Origin of the sequence: Rhizobium freirei PRF 81 (assembly GCF_000359745.1) — a bacterium.
GTDB classification, from domain to species: domain Bacteria; phylum Pseudomonadota; class Alphaproteobacteria; order Rhizobiales; family Rhizobiaceae; genus Rhizobium; species Rhizobium freirei.
This window is the reverse complement of the sequence record NZ_AQHN01000094.1, coordinates 55389-74731: the sequence shown is the minus strand read 5'-3', so window position 1 is coordinate 74731 and position 19343 is coordinate 55389. Positions and strand designations below refer to the sequence as shown.

General features: G+C 57.0%; 14 protein-coding genes and 3 pseudogenes. 13 read left to right on the top strand and 4 right to left on the bottom strand.

The annotated features are described in order from the left end of the window. The first annotated feature begins 85 nt into the window (after positions 1-85). Positions 86-1375, top strand: a complete 1290-nt coding sequence (gene gltA / locus RHSP_RS31540) for a citrate synthase (RefSeq protein WP_004129043.1) — start codon at positions 86-88, stop codon at positions 1373-1375. Positions 1376-1783: 408 nt separating this feature from the next. Further along, positions 1784-3256 (top strand): annotated as a pseudogene (locus tag RHSP_RS31535) (NAD-dependent succinate-semialdehyde dehydrogenase). Positions 3257-3418: 162 nt separating this feature from the next. On the opposite strand, the pseudogene RHSP_RS31530 reads toward RHSP_RS31535, so the two are convergent. Continuing rightward, a pseudogene (locus RHSP_RS31530) lies at positions 3419-3762 on the bottom strand (glutamate dehydrogenase); the annotation flags it as partial. A 613-nt stretch (positions 3763-4375) separates the two neighbouring features. Here RHSP_RS31530 and RHSP_RS31525 point away from each other — a divergent pair. The 6 genes from RHSP_RS31525 (at position 4376) to tnpC (ending at position 9980) form a co-directional block, all read left to right on the top strand. Continuing rightward, entirely contained in the window at positions 4376-5212 is an 837-nt protein-coding gene (locus RHSP_RS31525; RefSeq protein ID WP_004129031.1) for a transporter substrate-binding domain-containing protein, read from the top strand. 56 nt (positions 5213-5268) lie between these two features. Continuing rightward, complete coding sequence (locus tag RHSP_RS31520) at positions 5269-6243, top strand: amino acid ABC transporter permease (protein WP_004129028.1); 975 nt, start codon at positions 5269-5271, stop codon at positions 6241-6243. A gap of 122 nt (positions 6244-6365) precedes the next feature. Next, the gene (locus RHSP_RS31515) at positions 6366-7109 is read left to right on the top strand and encodes an amino acid ABC transporter ATP-binding protein (protein WP_028755383.1); all 744 of its coding nucleotides are present in this window, start codon (positions 6366-6368) and stop codon (positions 7107-7109) included. A 422-nt stretch (positions 7110-7531) separates the two neighbouring features. After that, entirely contained in the window at positions 7532-7909 is a 378-nt protein-coding gene (gene tnpA / locus RHSP_RS31510; RefSeq protein ID WP_004126183.1) for an IS66-like element accessory protein TnpA, read from the top strand. Next, complete coding sequence (gene tnpB, locus RHSP_RS31505; RefSeq protein ID WP_004129022.1) at positions 7906-8253, top strand: IS66 family insertion sequence element accessory protein TnpB; 348 nt, start codon at positions 7906-7908, stop codon at positions 8251-8253. Before tnpA ends, tnpB begins: the two co-directional genes overlap by 4 nt. A gap of 68 nt (positions 8254-8321) precedes the next feature. After that, positions 8322-9980 (top strand): IS66 family transposase, encoded by a 1659-nt coding sequence (gene tnpC / locus RHSP_RS31500; protein WP_004129019.1) that lies wholly within the window; start codon positions 8322-8324, stop codon positions 9978-9980. Here the strand turns inward: tnpC and RHSP_RS31495 are convergent. Next, a complete protein-coding gene (locus tag RHSP_RS31495; RefSeq protein WP_004129017.1) occupies positions 9961-10194 on the bottom strand; it encodes a DUF6429 family protein in 234 nt (77 codons plus the stop codon). The two genes, tnpC and RHSP_RS31495, sit on opposite strands and share 20 nt — an antisense overlap. Before the next feature lie 550 nt (positions 10195-10744). Here RHSP_RS31495 and RHSP_RS31490 point away from each other — a divergent pair. Continuing rightward, positions 10745-11983 (top strand): M24 family metallopeptidase, encoded by a 1239-nt coding sequence (locus tag RHSP_RS31490; RefSeq protein ID WP_004129006.1) that lies wholly within the window; start codon positions 10745-10747, stop codon positions 11981-11983. Positions 11984-12043: 60 nt separating this feature from the next. Continuing rightward, positions 12044-13114 carry a C45 family autoproteolytic acyltransferase/hydrolase gene (locus RHSP_RS31485; RefSeq protein WP_004129003.1) on the top strand — a complete coding sequence of 357 codons (1071 nt, stop codon included), beginning with the start codon at positions 12044-12046 and terminating at the stop codon, positions 13112-13114. Positions 13115-13712: 598 nt separating this feature from the next. On the opposite strand, the pseudogene RHSP_RS31475 reads toward RHSP_RS31485, so the two are convergent. Both RHSP_RS31475 and RHSP_RS31470 read right to left on the bottom strand, forming a co-directional pair. Then, positions 13713-14835, bottom strand: a pseudogene (locus RHSP_RS31475) (IS256 family transposase). 218 nt (positions 14836-15053) lie between these two features. Next, positions 15054-15950: a LysR family transcriptional regulator gene (locus tag RHSP_RS31470; protein WP_004128999.1), complete on the bottom strand. Its 897-nt coding sequence runs from the start codon at positions 15948-15950 to the stop codon at positions 15054-15056. 148 nt (positions 15951-16098) lie between these two features. On the opposite strand from RHSP_RS31470, the gene RHSP_RS31465 reads away from it, so the two are divergent. Genes RHSP_RS31465 through RHSP_RS31455 form a run of 3 tightly spaced genes read left to right on the top strand, consistent with a single transcriptional unit; the run spans position 16099 to position 19342 of the window. After that, entirely contained in the window at positions 16099-17292 is a 1194-nt protein-coding gene (locus RHSP_RS31465) for an acyl-CoA dehydrogenase (protein WP_015342015.1), read from the top strand. After that, positions 17292-18470 (top strand): CaiB/BaiF CoA transferase family protein, encoded by a 1179-nt coding sequence (locus RHSP_RS31460; protein WP_004128995.1) that lies wholly within the window; start codon positions 17292-17294, stop codon positions 18468-18470. The genes RHSP_RS31465 and RHSP_RS31460 overlap by 1 nt, the downstream gene beginning before the upstream one ends. Further along, a complete protein-coding gene (locus RHSP_RS31455; RefSeq protein WP_004128992.1) occupies positions 18467-19342 on the top strand; it encodes a 3-hydroxybutyryl-CoA dehydrogenase in 876 nt (291 codons plus the stop codon). The genes RHSP_RS31460 and RHSP_RS31455 overlap by 4 nt, the downstream gene beginning before the upstream one ends. The last annotated feature ends 1 nt before the right edge of the window (position 19343 follow it).

Below are 19343 nucleotides of genomic sequence, written 5' to 3'. Positions count from 1 at the left end.
CCCTCTGCGGGAAGACAATTAGAACACAGATCAGTTCATTCGGCAGCTGTTAGTTCCCAGCTAGCGAGCCCTGAGGAAAAATATCATGGATAACAACAATGCTTGTGTCTTAGTCGACGGCCATAGTGCCGAATTGAAACTTCGATCAAGCACGATCGGTCCGAACGTCCTCGGCATTGGATCCCTCTACGAGCAGACGAAGATGTTCACCTATGATCCTGGCTTCACTTCGACTGCGTCGTGCGAGTCCAGCATCACCTTTATTGATGGCGACGAAGGCGTTCTGCTGCATCGCGGTTATCCGATCGAACAGCTTGCCGAGCACGGCGACTTCCTCGAAGTCTGTTACCTGCTGCTCTACGGCGAATTGCCGACCGCAGCCCAGAAGAAGGACTTCGACTATCGGGTCGTGCACCACACCATGGTGCATGAACAAATGTCCCGCTTCTTCACCGGTTTCCGCCGCGATGCGCATCCGATGGCCGTCATGTGCGGCTGCGTCGGCGCTCTGTCGGCCTTCTATCACGACTCCACCGACATCACCGATCCGCACCAGCGCATGGTCGCAAGCCTTCGTATGATCGCCAAGATGCCGACGCTTGCCGCCATGGCCTACAAGTACCATATCGGCCAGCCCTTCGTTTACCCGAAGAACGATCTCGACTATGCGTCGAATTTCCTGCGCATGTGCTTTGCCGTGCCCTGCGAGGAATATGTGGTCAATCCGGTGCTTGCCCGCGCCATGGACCGCATCTTCATCCTGCACGCGGATCATGAACAGAACGCATCGACCTCGACGGTTCGCCTCGCCGGCTCTTCCGGCGCCAATCCCTTTGCTTGCATCGCCGCCGGCATCGCATGCCTCTGGGGCCCGGCCCATGGCGGCGCCAACGAAGCTGCGCTCAACATGCTGACGGAAATCGGCACGGTCGACCGCATTCCGGAATATATCGCCCGCGCCAAGGACAAGAACGATCCGTTCCGATTGATGGGCTTCGGTCATCGCGTTTACAAGAACTACGATCCGCGCGCCAAGATCATGCAGAAGACGGCGCACGAGGTCCTCGGCGAACTCGGCATCAAGGACGATCCGCTGCTCGACATCGCGATCGAACTGGAGCGTATCGCGCTGACCGATGACTATTTCATCGAGAAGAAGCTTTACCCGAATGTCGACTTCTATTCCGGCATCACGCTGAAGGCGCTCGGCTTCCCCACGACCATGTTCACGGTACTATTTGCGCTCGCCCGCACCGTCGGCTGGATTGCCCAGTGGAACGAGATGATCGAAGATCCGGATCAGCGTATCGGCCGCCCGCGCCAGCTCTATACCGGCGCACCGCTGCGCGAATACGTTCCGCTTTCAAAGCGCTGAGCGACATCCGTGATGAAACGAATACCCGGCTGCTCAGCTGCGATCTCGCAGGGTTGAATGCAATGGCGACCGAACAGTGGTGCTTGACGAATCTTGCTTCCCTTGCGAAGGCCTAGCGCGAGCATGCGAAGACGTTGAAAGCGACCGTTCTGCTCGTTGAACTCAGCGACTTCGCGGACGTCAAACGTATCTATGCCGCCCCCCTCTAGACCCCCTACCCCTGCTGGCGGTGGAAGGCGTTGGCGAAAGGTGCAAAAGTGAAATCGAGACCTTGATCGCTCTCAGTCAAGCTGCGCGCCGCCTTCACCGCAACGATCAGGAACAACATTGCTCCGGCGTCCCCGTTCAGCATAAACGTTCAGATGAACAAAGCTGTAGACGTTGACGATCGGAACAGGAAGAACGGGAATGACGCTCACTGCTGCGCTAACGAGGCATCTAAAAAATCCGGAGCAATTCCTCGACCTATCCGAGCCTAGCACGCACACGGCTACATCTATGAAGCGCTTTGCGGTCTTTAACCCGTCCACCGGCGATCTGCTGGCCGAGGTGCCGGACATGAGTGCCGAAGAGGTTTCCGCAGCCATTGACAAGGCGCATGCTGCCCAAGCGCCTTGGGCTGGGCTCACCGCCCGGGCGCGCTCGGACATCCTGTGGAAGTGGCACCGGCTGATCCTCGAACATAGCGACGATCTTGCCGTGATCTTGACGGCTGAGATGGGAAAGCCGCTGGGAGAGGCGAAATCGGAAGTCTTGTACGCGGCGGCATATCTCTAATGGTACGCCGAAGAGGCCAACCGCATTTACGGCGAGACCATTTCAGCGCCCTCCAATGACAGGCGTATGCTGGTGATCAAGCAACCAATCGGTGTTGTCGGGGCCATTACCCCTTGGAACTTTCCGGCCTCGATGGTAGCGCGCAAGATTTCGCCGGCGCTTGCCGCTGGCTGTACCGTTGTCTTGAAGCCCGCTGAGCAAACGCCCCTCGTTGCCGGGGCCATGTTCGCCCTCGCGCGTGCAGCTGGTTTCCCGGAGGGCGTTCTCAATTTCGTCTATGCGTCAGAGGGTGACGCTATCGGTCGTGAATTGTGTTCAAACCCAAAGGTGCGAAAGATCAGTTTCACAGGGTCGAACGAAGTCGGCCGATTACTGATGCGCTAGTGCTCCGACCAAATCAAGCGCATCAGCTTCGAACTCGGCGGGAACGCCCCTTTCATCGTCTTCGACGATGCTGATATCGACGCCGCCGTTGACGGCCCGATCCGAGCCAAGTTTCGCAATGCTGGGCAGACCTGCGTGTCCGCCAATCGGCTGTACGTCCAAAAACGCGTCTATGACGAATTTGCTGAAAAGTTCACCGCGCACGCGCGAAGACTTCGCGTTGGCGACGGCTTTGAACAGGACACCGCGATCGGGCCTCTGATCGACAATCATGCTCTGACAAAGATCGAAGCGCATGTCGATGACGCTGTCAAAAACGGGGCAATAGTGCGATGTGGTGGGCGGCGCATCGGCACGTCCGGAACATTTTTTGAGCCGACCGTGATTACAAATGTCGTCAGCTCAATGCGCATCGCCCAGGAAGAGACTTTCGGTCCTCTGGCACCAATCATCCGTTTCGACGACCCGGAGCAAGTCGTGCGATACGCTAACGATACGATCTACGGCCTCGCCGCCTATTTCTATGCTTCGAACCTCAGGCGGGTCTGGCGTGTGGCCGAGGCGCTGGAATACGGGATGGTCGGCATTAACACCGGCCGCATGTCGTCGGAGGCTGCACCCTTTGGAGGGATCAAGCAGTCAGGCATTGGACGTGAAGGCTCCCGCCACGGCCTCGAGGACTATCTTGAAATGAAGTACCTTTGCCTGGGTGGCCTCTGACGCGGATTAAGACCTCCCGCGATTTGACGCTGTTGATACCAGTCTCTCTCGCAAAAAAGAGGCTGCCGTCCTTGTTCGGCGGCAGCCAAGTCGCTTGGGAGGCGAATTCAAAGCTCAAGCGACTGATCCCCTAAACGAAGCCCTTTTCGTACGTGTCGCCGATCAGATACCTATCGCTTCATAGGCATCGGCGATCTGTCGGATTGACGCGACATAGGCGGCGGTTCGGTAGTCACCGAGTTCCGGTTGCTGCTCCATCAGGTCAGCAATGCGCCCCCAGGTGCTTCGCATCACGTCTTCCAGTCCGGAACGAACGAGATCGATTTCCGCGCCGCCTTCGAGGAACTCGTCACGGATGTCGGCAGGGAACTCCTTACCGGTCATGCATTCGAGGGCCGGTGCGATGGTCTGGTTGCGCCGCTCGCGCCGGCGGCGCTCCATCAAGCCGAAGCCGAAGGGATATGCGTGAGATTCTTCACCCATTCGAAGTAGCTGACGATCAGGCCGCTTCTTTGTTGCGAACATCCTTCCATTAACAACACGGCACAAGTCTGGCGGACCGGTAAGTAGGGGCACACTCCCAAGGACCCTACGAGCCGGAACCAATGCCTAACGCAATATGACCACTAATGCAACGAGTGTCTTAGTTTGCGATATATGGATCAGGTGTAACATCGCTTTCAAGATCATTGGGCTGCATCTGATGCGCCAGCGCACGAGCCATCCATTGGATGTCGCTCCCCAATCGAGGTTGCGACACCGCACCCTGGCAAGTTTAAATGTAAATGGCGTGGCCACTGATCAGGCCTTCCGGGCCGTCCGCTTTGACGACCGATTACACTTAGTTCCAAGAAGTGACGACACCCGCGCCCCCTTCGGTCCGGGCCAAGCGGCTACACAACACGGATACCGCAGCGTTATTAAGCCAATAACTCACGGCGATACATTCGGGTCGAACAGACATACTTAAAACAAATGTTGCATTTCGATTTACCACACGATACGCTTCGAAAACGGGGCAGCAGCCTGGGATACCGATCGGGACGCACAAGCTGAGCCGAGGTGCGCCGCGATGAGCCGCGCCGACAATCAAGAAGCACTAACAAAGGGGAATATCGGATGAACAAATTTTTAAAAATGTTGACAGCGGCGTCGTCGGTCGCGGTTGCTTCGGCAATTCCATTAGCCAAAGCAAATGCCGGTGAGGTACTTGATCGCGTACGCGCAACCAAGACGCTGACAGTTGCGGTCGGAACGGACTGGGGGCCGATGTCGCGCATGAATGACAAGCACGAACTTGATGGTGACGATGTCGATATCGCTAAGGGAGTTGCTAAGTACCTAGGGGTGGAGGTCAAGTTTGTTACGCCTGCCTGGGATCTCATCACCTCTGGCCAGTGGGAGGGTCGCTGGGATCTTTCTATGGGTCAAATGACGCCAACCAAGGAGCGTGCGGAAAAATTAAACTTCCCAGCTGTCTACGTGTGGGCGCCAGAAGTTGCCGTTGTTCACAAAGACAGCAAGGCGACGACGCTTTCGGATTTGGACGGAAAGATTGTCGGCGTCGGAGCGGGCAACGTGGCGGAATCCTACGCCAATCACAACTTCAATCCCAGTTGGATTGACGCCAAGCCGGTGCAGTACCAATTTACGCCAGGCCAAGTGAAGACGTATGGATCCAGCAACGTCGCATTCGACGACCTTCGTCTCGGCGACGGTGTTCGTTTAGATGCGGTTCTCGGTGATGATACGGTGGCCCGTGAAGCAATAAAATCAGGCTATCCGATCAAGGTGCTTGGTACCCTCTTCTACGCGCCAGGTGCAATCTCAATTTTGAAGGGCGACGACGAATTCAATGACAAGATCGCGGCCGCCGTCAAGAGTATGAAAGATGACGGTACCCTTTCCAAGATGTCGATCAAGTGGTTCGGGGTGGACTACTGCGAACAAAAATAAGACATCACGCGTTAGCGGCCCGGCTCGGCCGGGCCCATTTTCTTGAAGGGTCTATCATGCTATATCGGGATACAGTTGAATCCGAGGTGCTTGTTCATAAGCCTTGGTTCGTCGCCCTGATCTTCGTCGCAATGCTTGCATTTTTTCTTTCGTTCAACCTTGCGGGCACGACCTTCGGCGAACTTATGCGGCCGGTTATTGGCGACCCGCTACAAAGCGGAATTTACGGGCGTTTTGCGATCGCCTTCGTACTTGCGATCATATTTAGCCTCAACATCGTAGTAGTTGGATTTATTCCATTACAGGTGCAGATTGGCATCGTATGGATGGAACTATTGCTGCTGTTTCTCGCCTTTTTCAGATCATTCAATCTGAGCATGCCCTTCATATGGGAGAATTTGCCTTACCTCATCTCCCAAGGGGTGGTGACTACGATCTATGTTTCAGCGGTCTCGCTTTTCTTTGCCTCGCTAATCGCGATTGTCGCCGCGGTCGCAAAGCTTTCAAGCAATGGCTTCGCATATGCCACCGCCAGTTTTTACACCTCTTTTTTCCGGGGTCTGCCCCTTCTCATGCAGATTTATCTGATTTACCTCGGTTTGCCTCAGTTGGGGATTGTGCTCAATGCCGTTCCCTCGGGCATCTTGGCGTTGTCGCTCTGTGTGGGAGCCTATATGACAGAGATCTTTCGCGCCGGTATCCAGAGTATCGACCGGGGCCAATGGGAAGCGTCAAGATCCATCGGTTTTGGCTTCGGTCTGACCATGCGCAAGATCATCTTGCCGCAGGCTTTTCCTGTCATCATTCCACCGATGGGAAATACGTTCATCTCAATGCTAAAGGATAGTTCGCTTGTGTCGGTACTCGGCGTGTGGGAATTGACGTTCCTTGCCCGCACAATCGGTCAGCCGACGTTTCATCACATGGAGATGCTGATAGCAGCATCGCTCATCTATTGGACAATGTCTGTCTGCCTCGAGATTGGTCAATCACGGCTCGAGCGCCATTTCGGGAGGAGTATGGTACGATGACCCTTAGCAATACATTTGAAGTGAAGGGGGCCGATGAGCGCAACTCTTTGCAGGGGATTGACAACATGCCGCCAGTGCATGTGCCGTCATCCCACAAGTCTTCGAAGCAGAAGCAGGTCTCGATGAGCGCAGAAAAAATAATTGAAGCGACGAACGTTTCCAAGTGGTACGGCGCCTTCAGGGCACTCACTGATGTCAATATTACTGTCAGCAAAAGCGAACGCATCGTCATCTGCGGCCCCTCCGGATCGGGAAAATCGACACTGATCCGATGTTTCAACCGACTTGAGGCGCATCAGGAGGGTGAGATTGCCATTAACGGGATCAGGTTGCACAACAGAATGCGTAACGTCACCGAAGTTCGCAAGAATGTCGGTATGGTGTTCCAGCACTTCAATCTCTTTCCCCACATGACCGTGCTGATGAATTGTATGGCCGGTCCAATGTGGATTAATGGCGTGCCCGAGGCAGAGGCCAAAAAGATCGCTCTTAAGTTCCTAGAGCGCGTTCGCATCCCCGATCAAGCGAACAAATACCCAGCCCAATTATCAGGCGGACAACAGCAGCGCGTCGCGATTGCCCGTTCTCTGTGTATGGAACCAGCAGTGATGTTATTTGATGAGCCTACCTCAGCACTCGACCCTGAAATGGTTTCGGAGGTACTAGAAACTATGACTAGTCTGGCGCGTGAGGGAATGACCATGGTTTGCGTCACCCACGAGATGGGTTTTGCCCGAGCCGTCGCGGATCGGGTAATTTTCATGGATTGTGGTCGAATTGTCGAAGAGGGCAACCCCGATGACTTCTTTGGCAACCCCAAGCACGACAGAACAAAGCTGTTCCTCAGCCAAATCTTGACACATTGAAAGCTGTTATTTCACGCTTGGCTTTGTCTGGTTAGACTTCTGACACCAGACGTCATTAACGTGGCGAACTATCGAGAATGTGGCTTTGCGTGCGTCGACCTATATCTTCTCGAAGACGCAATTGATTATCGTCTAACGCCTTCGCAAGGAGGCGTGCGGCAGCTTGGTGCCGTCGCAGCGGCACCGCATCCGGCGAGCTAGCCGTCACCCATGCTTGTCGATATCTCCCAACAATATTACCGAAGCCGTCGTAACCACAGACTTGCGCGATCGGTTACATGTTTGGTGATCCTTCACAGGAAGTCCGGAGTTCCAGAGGTCCAGTATCCCCACGCCGAGGACCGCCTTGCTTTGTCACGGTGATATCGATGTTTTGCTGAGGTGAGCGGTATCGCCACGTTGCTAACAACGAGGATAACGACGTGTCTATCCATCAGCTTGAGATTTTGGCGGGCAGTATGCGGCGCCGGAAGTTCACACGAACTTCCAAGGAATCGATCGTTTCGGAGACGCTGACTGGCGAGATGACGGTGACGGAGGTTGCGCGACGTCACGACGTTGATCGGTCACTGGTTTATCGGTGGCGTCGTGAGCTTGGTGTTGCAGAGAGAGCGGAAGAGCCGCGCGCCTTCGTTCCGGTGAAGGTACAACAGGCGCCGGACTCGGCAATGGGAATGCCGGCTGCGACGGCGTCTTCTGCGATCGAAATCCATGTTGGCCGGGGCCGGTCGGTGCGGGTCACTCGTGACTTTGATGCCTCGACGTTGTCGCGCGTGCTTGATGTGCTGGAGGGACGATGATCCCGATCAGTTCGAACGTCAGAGTGTGGATTGCCAGCGGTCACTGCGATATGCGCAAGGGTATGCAGGGGTTGGCTCTCATCGTGCAAGAGGGGCTTGGCCGCAATCCGTTCCAGGGCGACGTTTTTGTTTTCCGCGGGAGAAATGGTCGATTGATCAAGGCCCTATGGCATGACGGTGTCGGACTATCGCTTTATGCCAAACGGCTCGACCGAGGCCACTTTATTTGGCCGGCGACAGTGGACGGAGCCATTGCCCTTACAGCCGGGCAGATGTCCTACCTTCTTGAGGGAATAGACTGGCGAAATCCGCAACAGACATGGCGTCCGACGAGCGCCGGATAGGTGCATTTTGCGGCTCGAACCTTGAAGAAAAGCTATGCAAATCAGTGGCTTTGTGGTTTGATCCGGACATGGAAAACGGCCTGGAAAACCACTCCGATTATGCCGCTGCACTTGAAGCAGAGCTGGTCGTGGCGCGTGCGGAGCGCGCCGTTGCCTTAGCCGAACTTGCCGTCGCCAAAGCCAAGGAAGCGGACGATCAAGCCACCATTCTGCGTCAGAAGGTCCATATCGAAAAGCTGCAAAGGCAATTGCGTGGTCAGAAATCGGAGCGGACTGCCAGGCTGATCGCTCAAATGGAGCTGATGCTCGAGGATGCCGAGGCGGCGGCCACCGAGGATGAACTTGCCGCTGAAATGGCCATTGCTGCGGCCGCCCCCATTGCTGTCGCCGGCTTCACACGCAAACGCCCCGTTAAGAAGCCATTCCCCGATCACCTGCCGCGCGAGCGTGTCGTTGTGCCCGGTCCGGTCGCCTGCAGCTGCTGCGGTAGTGACCGGCTGCGCAAGCTGGGCGAAGATGTCACCGAGACGATGGAGAGCATTCCACGCTCCTGGAAAGTCATTCAGACGGTGCGCGAGAAGTTCACCTGCCGCGACTGCGAGAAGATCAGCCAGGCACCGGCCCCATTCCACGTCATTCCCAGAGGCTGGGCAGGTCCAAGCCTTCTGGCGATGATCCTCTACGACAAATTCGGCCAACACATTCCCCTTAATCGTCAGGTGGAACGATTTGCGCTTGAGGGCGTGTCAATCAGCCTGTCGACGGCAGCCGATGCTATCGGTTCTTGTTGCCATGCCCTTGATCCAATCCTGAGGCGGATCGAGGCTCACACCTTTGCAGCCGAGCGGATTCACGGCGACGATACCACGGTTCCGGTTCTCGCAGCCGGCAAGACCGATACTGCTCGGATCTGGACATATGTGCACGATGATGCCCCGTTCGGTGGCACGGCGCCGCCGTCGGCGATGTTCTATTATTCCCGCGACCGCAGCGGTGACCATCCGCAGGCGCATCTGGCCGGCTATTGCGGCATCCTGCAAGCAGATGCCTATGGCGGTTATACCAAGCTCTATCTTCCTGATCGCAGTCCAGGTCCGATCTATGAGGCAGCGTGCTGGGCGCACGCAAGGCGACCATTCTTCATCATGGCCGATCTCGAGGCCAATGCCCGGCGCAAGGCTCAGGGCAAACCCGCTGCCGTCATCTCACCAATCGCCATCGAGATGGTGCGCCGGATCGATGCGCTGTTCGAGATCGAACGTCAGATCAATGGCCAGACGGCCGATGAGCGCAAGGCGACGCGTCAGCAGCATAGCAAGCCACTGATCGCCAACATGGAGCGGTGGGTGCGCGAGCAACGTGCCAAGCTGTCTCGCGACAATGATCTGGCCAAAGCGTTCGACTACATGTTGAACCGCTGGGTATCGTTTACTCGTTTCCTCGACGATGGCCGGATCTGCCTGTCGAACAACGCGGCAGAGCGTTCGCTGCGCGGAATTGCATTGGGAAGAAAGGCTTGGCTATTCGCCGGCTCCGACCGTGGTGGTCAACGAGCTGCCGCCATGTACAGTTTGATCGTCACCGCAAAGATGAACCATGTCGATCCGCAGGCCTGGCTTGCCGATGTGCTTGCCCGTATCGCCGACCACCCGGCAAACAGGATCGACGAGTTGTTGCCGTGGGCTTGGAAGGCCGAAAAGGCGGCACCTATTGCGGCGGCCGCGTAAACAGTTCCCGAAACAGCTCCTCTGACCGTTGCAGGCCTTCATCCGTTAAGATCAACGACTTCGACTTGTTCACCGGATCGGCGATCAGCCCCTTCTTGAACAAACGATCCGTCGTCTCCCAGTCCAAACCCTTCCAGGCTCGATACCCGTCATGCAGCGTCAGCCACAACAGCGCCAGCACCGCATCGTCGATCTTGTCTTCGTCGATATCCATTGCGAGAGCTTATCACGTGCAAATACGAAATTAATGCGGTACTCGCCGAATGCGTACCAAGGTCCAGAGGTCCAGAGGTTCTTTGATCACAAGACCCAAGGACCTTGTCCTCCTGAAAAAGAGCGGGACGTTTGCATCACAAGTTGAACTTATAAAACATGCGTTGCATTGCAGGAGAGAGTTCGCTATGCATTCTAACTATCAGAAGTACCGATGTCGCTGAAAGGAGCAGACTGAGGCTTGTCCCAGCCACAAACACAGGGAATTACAAATGGTCTAGCTTCAGACGAGAGTAACTGCCGCATCGCAACCGCGCTTGTTGTTTCCTCAACTAAAGATGGAGACTCGCAGTTCGAGAATCGGACAGGATCGTTGTGGACACTGCACCGAGTGAGTGCAATAAACTGCGGAAATTAGTCGACCGGCGAACCGACACGCAGAACACAGAAAAGGCTCTTTCTCATCCAGCATTCGAGCCGAGTTCGCCCGGACGCATTTAGGCGTATGCCGTTGCGCCCGACGCCTCCACCATCACAGAAAGCATCGTTCAATGACTACTACTGAAGCGACTCCAAAGGTTCAACCGTTTAAGTTTACGGCTTTCGAGCAGAAAGACTACAACTATCGCGTTCAGCGCGTGCGCGAGAAAATGGCGCAAGCTGAGATTGACGTGCTGCTCGTTACCGACCTTTCCAATATCTGCTATCTAACAGGTTTTCAAACATTGGTATCGGACTGGTATTCCTGCTTGATCCTTCCTGCGCAGGGAAACCTAGTTCTCCATGTTTGCGATCTGGAGGTCGATCTTGGCCGCGTCCATACTAATGTCGAGCGCATCGAGTCGATAATGTGGAGTCGCATGGATGAGGCTGGTACGGAACTAGCCTTAATCATAGACAGTTTAAATTCAACGCCGAAAAAAATTGGCTTGGAGAGTCGGCAAAAGGGACTAACTCCGTATGCCTACTCGAAACTGTGCTCTGCATTTCCTAATGCAATAGTGGCCGATGCGTCCGGTTTGGTCACTCGCATTCGTGCCGTAAAGTCCCCAACAGAGATTACCTATATGCGCAAGGCCGGGCTTTATTCGGTAGCTGGTCTGACGGCAGCAGAAGCGATCATCCAGGAGGGCATCACCGACAATGACATTGCCGCGGCGGCGTCTGCAGGTATGATCCGCGCAGGCAGTGAATATTTCTCCATTGATCCCATCATCCGTACCGGAGATTGGCATGCTATAGTGCATTCTTCGTTTCGTAGGAACAAGATCAAGCGGGGCGACCCCATCATCATGGAGATGAGTGGGGTCCATGAGCGCTATAACGCGCCGCTTTATTCCACGGCGATAGCAGGGCGTGCGTCAGATAGTACACGCCTTCTGTCAGATGTCGCGCTCCATTGTCTTGAGACACTTTATAGCAATCTGAAGCCCCGCCGAACTATGCGAGACGTTCTGACTAGCACGAAGTGCGAACTGATGAGTTTGGACGCGCGAACTCGCCTTGGAACCCGAATAGTAGGCTCCACTTTGGCTGACTACCTGACTGAGAAATTCAGGTCGTGGAAGGCCTATCCCGTCGGCCTGGCCTTTCCTCCGTCCTGGCCTGAAAACTCGATCTGGCTGGCAGAGTCTGACCAGATTCTCGTGCCGGGGATGTGCTTCCACGCGTGCTACTCGTTCAGAGTGTTTGGGGAGGTCGCCGCCGGGTTCGGTGATTCCATTGCAATTACAGAGGAAGGTTTCGAAATCCTAACACCACGTACGAAGCGTCTTCTCGAGGTGTTCTGAGATTGAAACGCCGATACCGTTGCAACACCGCTTGCGACACGCATTTAAATTGGAGGACCAATGAAGACCGATCTCCTTTCCGTCATTGACTGCGCTGGGTCGCCCCGTCAACGAGGACGCACTCATGGAGAAGCGCTGCGCACCGCTATCGCTGAAAAGATAATGCGCTGGCATGACGCCATCGCGGAAGCCTACGGCGTCACCGCCAAGACGTTCATTCCGCGCTTCTTGGCGGCAACACGGTTCGGCGATGCGGTGAAGCGATACACACCCCACCTCGCCGAAGAGGTTGCAGGAATAGCGGAAGGATCCAACATCGCCCACGAAACCGCATTTGCGCTCCAGCTACTGGATGAGGAGTGGTGGTTCGGCCGCTCCACTGGAGACGGACATTGCTCCAGCCTTGCAATCGCCCCCTGCGGGCCTATCCCGACAATAATTGCTCAAACAATGGACTTGCCACGATGGCACGACGGGGCGCAGGTTTTGCTGAAAACGCAGGACTCGGAAGCCGGTGAGACCATGGTCTTCACATCTGCAGGTCTGATTGGCCTGATGGGCGTGTCCGAGCGCGGGGTCGGCGTCTGTGTGAACACCTTATCACAACTGGCTGTCAGCCCGACAGGGTTGCCAGTGGCTTTCGTGATGCGAGGCGCCCTCGCCTGCTCGAGCGTGTCGGACGCCATTAGGTTCCTGCATGACGTTCCGCACGCCTCGGGACAGAACTATCAATTGGGAGACCGTCAGAACATCGCGACTGTCGAATGCTCCGCGGGCAAAGTATTGCCGCTCGCTACTAAGTCTAGATGTTCGCTGCATACCAATCATCCGCTTGCGAGCGACGACAGGCGTTCGGCGACAATACCCCTCGCAGGAAGCGATAGTTCGCGCGGTCGCCTCCAAAGCTTGCATCTCGATCTTGATGACGTGCGGGTAACCACGGATGATGTCAAGGCGGCACTGGCGGCATGCCGGGCCGGCGGTGAGGTTTCGCTAGTTGCCCCGCAACTGGCGACGGAACCGATGACCGTTGGCGCGGTCGTCTATGAGATCGGCGAGCGTACTAAAATATCAGTCTGCGCTGGACCACCGAGCGTCGAGGCATGGCGGGATATTGGGTTAGGGACGTGAACTTGCGTCTGATTTAGATTGATGCACGCGTGGTGGCCTCGATATAAACTATAATCGACAAAGGATCAGCGGAACGAATGGCGGAACGCTATAGCGCGGCGATCTGGGAGGAACTTCCACCTTGATCGTCGCGCGGCAGAACGCGAAGCTTCGCGCGAATACGCGACAAACCGGCAAAGGGCGCGCGCCTGCAAGCGTTGAGCCAGTCATCCACGCGAAGGCGGTTTGGTTGGCTTACGAAACGCGAGATCGCCAGAGGTGCCCCCTCTACGCAGGCGACCGAACATTCCGCCCCTCCACACATCCGATCATCCGATCAACGATCCTGGATCGTCAACAAGAGGTTCGGCAGACTTCCATCCGTAACAAGGTTGCCGTCGCTCGCCACGTTCAAAGAGAGGCGATATTCGCGCCGATAGCTCAGTACGCCTAGCTTCGAAATGAGGACGGCCCGGAATTGCCGACTCAACTCGGACCAGCGTCATCCGGAGGCACTACCCATGCGCTGTTTCACGTTTCCCGATCGTGTCTCAGCCTAAGGGATTGGTGTAGCTTCCGGCAGGTAGCCGTGTTTTCCGGCGAGCGCCGGAGTGGGATTTCAGCGCGTGACTGCAGGCAGGCTGATTTCCGGATCATCGCTCATTGATGCCATTGTCTCAAGTGTCATGTACCTGGCACGTTGGACGGCCCAGTCATCGTTTTGCTCGGGCAGCAGTGCGCCGACGAGACGGACGATGGCTTCGTCGTTGGGAAAGATGCCAACGACCTCGGTGCGTCGCTTGATTTGCCATTGAGATGTTCGATCGGATTTGTTGAATGCAATTGACCCGGTGCTCTTTCGGGAAGGTCATGCAGGCGAGCACATCCTCTTCGGCATCATTCATGATGGCGGCGAGCTTCTGCACTTTCGGCCGGATCTGGACGGCGACGTTGCGCCACTGGGTGCTCGCCGCCTCCGATGTGTCCTGAGCAAAAGCAGTGGCGATGAAGGCGGATACGACGCGTCTGCCGCTCTTTCCGGCGTGCGCCAGCACGTTCCTCATGAAGTGAACCCGGCATCTTTGCCATGTGGCACTGAGAACCTTGGTGACGGCGGCCTTGAGGCCCTCATGAGCATCGGAGACGACGAGCTTCACACCGCGCAGACCTCGGCGGGCGAGCCTACGCAGGGACTCCGTCCAGATCGGCTCGGCTTCGGGAGTGCCAACTTCCATGCCCAGAGCCTCGCGCCTGCCATCGGTATTGACGCCGACGGCGATGATAACGGCAACGGAAACAATGCGGCCACCGCGCCGGACCTTCAGATAGGTGGGCATCGATCCAGAGATAGGGCCAGCCCGTCGATGGGTCTTTCGAGGAAAACCTTGACCTTGACATCGATCTCCTCGCACAGAGGGCTCACCTGGCTCTTGGAGATGCCGCTCATACCCATCGCCTTGACGAGATCGTCGACGGAACGCGTTGAGATGCCTTGGATGTAAGCTTCCTGGATAACAGCCGTCAGAGCCTTTTCCGCCATGCGACGTGTCCCAGTCTCGGTCGCGGTAGCCGTTGCGTTGGGCCAGCCGCATCGCGTTCTTCTCGCCGTAGCCAGCACCGGTCGCACTGCCGACCTCCAGCTCCATCAGCCGTTCGGCGGCAACGCCGATCATCTCCCGTAGCAAATCGGCATCGGCACTCTTCTCAACAAGCGAGCGCACGTTCATCATATCGTCGGTCATCGGTGTCTTTCCATCAGGTTGGTCTTGAACAGCCCGACCCTGCCGGAAAAAAACTGATGGCCATCTAATCCTCAGGACCTACACTACCCGGCGGGACACGATCCGTTGCCCGAAATGAGGGACACATCATGCATGCCCACAAGCTCGGGCCGACTATAATGTGGCGATGATGACTGTCACGAAAACGACACAGCCGCTTCCCGTCTTGCTGCTAAGACTCACGAGGTTCCCGAGACCTTTTCTTTGGCCAGCCAGGCGCGGAAAGCTTCGAGCGGCGGGTAATTGGTCCGCGATTGCGGCCAGACGAGCCAGTAGGACCCCGAGCCCGGCACCGATCTCTTCAGGACCGGTACCAGGCGCCCTTCGATTATTTCAGTGTCAGCGAGATAGGCCGGAAGAAGAGCCACGCCGAGCCCGGAGATCGCCGACTGCGTCATCGTCGCGAACTGGTCGAAAAGCATCCCCGTCACGTTCGCCGGTCGCGCTCCCTGAGCGGCAAACCAGATCCTCCAGCCGGTCGGCCTGGTTTCCAGTTGCAGAAGTGGCAACCTCGCCATGTCCGCGATGTCGTCAATCGGATGTTCAGCGAGGAGCGCTGGCGAAATGCACGCCGTCAGGCGCTCCTCGAAGAGTTTCATATGGTCGGCATCCCGCCAATCGTCTGCTCCAAAATGAATGGCTGCGTCAAAACTCTCGGCGGCAAAGTTAAAGCGCTTGAGCCGCGTCGCGAGGTTGATCGTGATACCTGGATGTTTGACCAGGAATGCGCCCAACCGCGGCGCCAGCCATCGCGTACCGAAAGCCGGCAGGATAGCCAGCGACAGGGTGCCGCCGCCTGGGTTGGCGGCGAATTCCATGCTGCCCCGCTGGATGAGATCGAGCGCGCGGCTCACGTTCCGCCCGTAGGCATGGGCTGCTTCCGTCGGAATGAGCTTCTGCCTGTGTCGCTCGAAGAGCGGCCGGCCAAGCTGCTGCTCCAGATTCTGCACGAGGCGGCTCACAGTGCTCTGTGTCAAATCAAGCTCACGCGCCGCCGCCGCCGTTGAGCCGGTGCGCAAGACGGCTTCGAACGCAGAGAGGAGGCTCATGGAGGGAAGGAACCGACGCGGGCGCATCAAACCTATGCATTTTATGAATTAGATCACATCTAAATAGGGTTATTTCTCGCGAAACACAATCGGTAAATGCATGAGCAAGCAGCTTCGATATCCGAGGTCGCATTTCATTCGAGGGAAATCCGTGACGACAAATTCCGCCACAGCCATGTCTTCCGCACAGACGAGCGCGTTTGCGTGGGACGATCCCTTCCTCTTGGAGGAGCAGCTCTCTGAAGAGGAACGCATGATCCGCGATGCTGCCAAGGCCTTTGCAGAGGCCGAATTGCTGCCGCACGTGGGGGATGCCTATCTTGAGGAGAAGACTGATCCCGGTCTCTTCCGGCTGATGGGCAGGGCCGGGCTTCTCGGCGTAACGTTGCCGGAAAAATATGGGGCGGCTGGCGCCAACTTCGTCTCTTACGGCCTGGTTGCGCGCGAGGTCGAACGCGTCGATTCAGGCTATCGGTCGATGATGAGCGTCCAGTCGTCGCTGGTGATCTATCCGATCTATGCCTATGGCTCGGAAGAACAGCGAGACAAGTATCTACCGGGCCTCGTATCCGGGGAATTGATCGGCTGCTTCGGTCTGACCGAGCCGGATGCCGGCTCCGATCCCGGCGACATGAAGACCCGCGCCGAGAAAATCGACGGCGGGTACCGCCTGCGCGGCTCAAAGATGTGGATCTCCAATGCGCCGATCGCCGATGTCTTCGTTGTCTGGGCGAAGTCGGAAGCTCATAACCGCCAGATCCGCGGTTTCATCCTCGAAAAGGGCATGAAAGGCCTGTCGGCGCCGAAGATCGGCGGCAAGCTGTCGCTGCGTGCCTCGATCACCGGCGAGATCGTGATGGACGGCGTCGAGATCGGCGAGGACGCCCTGCTGCCGAATGTTTCGGGTCTCAAGGGGCCGTTCGGCTGCCTGAACCGCGCCCGTTATGGCATTTCCTGGGGCGTGCTCGGCGCTGCCGAGGATTGCTGGTTGCGTTCGCGGCAATATGGACTGGACCGCGTTCAATTTGGCAAACCGCTGGCTGGCGCTCAACTCTTCCAGAGGAGGCTGGCGGACATGCAGACGGAGATTGCACTGGGGCTGCAGGCTTCACTCCGCGTAGGGCGCCTGATGGACGAGCACAAGTTCGCGCCGGAAATGATTTCTATCGTCAAGCGCAACAACTGCGGCAAGGCGCTCGATATCGCCAGGCAAGCCCGTGACATGCACGGCGGCAACGGCATCCAGATCGAATACCACGTCATGCGCCATTCCCAGAACCTTGAAACGGTCAACACCTATGAGGGCACGCATGATGTCCACGCACTGATCCTCGGCCGCGCCCAGACCGGTATTCAGGCGTTCTTCTGATGGGCGGTCCGAACAGTGCACCGCTTGCCGGCCTGAAAGTCGTCGAACTTGCCCGCATCCTTGCCGGTCCCTGGATCGGCCAGACACTCGCCGATCTCGGCGCCGAGGTTATCAAGGTGGAAAGCCCGCAGGGCGACGACACCCGCAGTTGGGGGCCACCCTTTATCGAACGCCCGGACGGTAAGGGCGGCGCTGAGAAGGTGGCGGCGTATTTTCATGCGGCAAACCGAGGCAAGTCGTCGGTCATTTGTGACTTCGGCGATCCCGAGGGTCTTGAGCGCGTCAAAGCATTGATCGCAGAAGCTGACGTTGTGATTGAGAACTTCAAAGTTGCCGGGCTGCAAAAATTCGGTCTCGATTATGAAAGCATCGCCGCGATCAATCCGCGGATCGTCTACGCTTCGGTGACCGGTTTCGGTCAGACAGGCCCGCGCGCCCGTCAGCCAGGATACGATTTCCTCATACAGGGTATGTGCGGAATTATGGACCTGACCGGTGAGCCAGACGGTGAACCGCAGAAAGTCGGCGTCGCCTGGATCGACGTCTTTACCGGACTTTACGGCGTCATCGGCATTCAGGCAGCGCTTGCCGAGCGCGACCGCTCCGGCGTTGGCCAGCATGTCGATCTGGCGCTCTTCGACGTCGGAGTTTCCGTCCTTGCCAACCAGGCCATGAATTATCTCGCAACCGGCAACGTGCCTCACCGTATGGGAAACGCTCATCCGAATATCGTGCCCTATCAGGTTTTCCCGGCCTTCGACGGTCATCTCATTATCGCTTGTGGCAACGATCGGCAGTTCGCATCCCTTTGCGACCTGCTGGATCTCGCTGCGCTCGCCGGAGACCCGGCCTACGCCACCAATCCCGCACGAGTGGAAAACCGCGAGAAGCTTTGCGCGATAATTGCGGAAAAGACGCGACTTCGGCCGAAAGCAGAACTGATCGCCGCACTTGAAGGGGCGGGTGTTCCGGGAGGACCGATCAATAGCGTCGCCGAGGCGATCGACGATCCGCAGATCAAGGCGCGCCGGCTTAAGATCGCTCCGGAAGGCTTGTCCGGCCTGAGAACGCCGATCGGCTTGTCGCGCAGCCTCCTCACGCTCGACAGTGCCTCGCCGCTTTTGGGTGCTGGACGCTGGAGCTTTTCTTCCGAAGAGTCGAGGGTAGACACGAAATGACGATCGAAACCATCGGAGTGCTCGGCGCCGGGCAGATGGGCAGCGGTATCGCTCATGTGCTTGCAATTGCGGGATTCGAGGTCTCGCTGATGGACGTCGACGCGGATCGGCTCGTCGCCGCGGTCGCCAAAATTAGCGAGGATATGGACCGGCAGGTGGCACGGGGAACGATCGCGGCCGAGGCAATGTTGAGCGCCGTTGGACGCCTCAGGACGACCGTAAACCTGCCCGAACTTGGCACGCTCGATCTGATCATCGAGACGGCGGCGGAGAGCGAGCCGGTCAAGCTGAAATTATTCGACGATCTCCGACCTCACCTGAAGCCGGAAGCGATCCTCACCTCAAACACGTCTTCGCTCTCGATCACCCGTCTAGCCGGACGGACTCGAAAGCCCGAGCAGTTTATGGGCCTCCACTTCATGAATCCGGTTCCGGTCATGCAGCTCGTCGAGCTCATTCGTGGAATCGTGACCAGCAACGAGACTTTCGAGGCTGTCCGCGCCGTCGTACAACGACTCGGCAAAACCGCAGTCGTTGCGGAGGATTACCCCGCCTTTATCGTGAACCGGATTCTGGTCCCGATGATCAACGAAGCCGTTTATACGCTTTACGAGGGTGTCGGTTCGGTTTTCGACATCGATCAGAGCATGAAGCTTGGCGCGAATCATCCGATGGGACCGCTGGAACTGGCTGATTTCATCGGCCTCGATACCTGCCTCGCCATCATGAACGTTCTGCATGAAGGCCTGGCGGACAGCAAGTACCGCCCATGTCCACTGTTGGTGAAATATGTCGAAGCGGGATGGCTAGGACGCAAAGTCGCCAGAGGCTTTTATGATTATTGCGGCGATACGCCGGTTCCGAGCCGCTGAT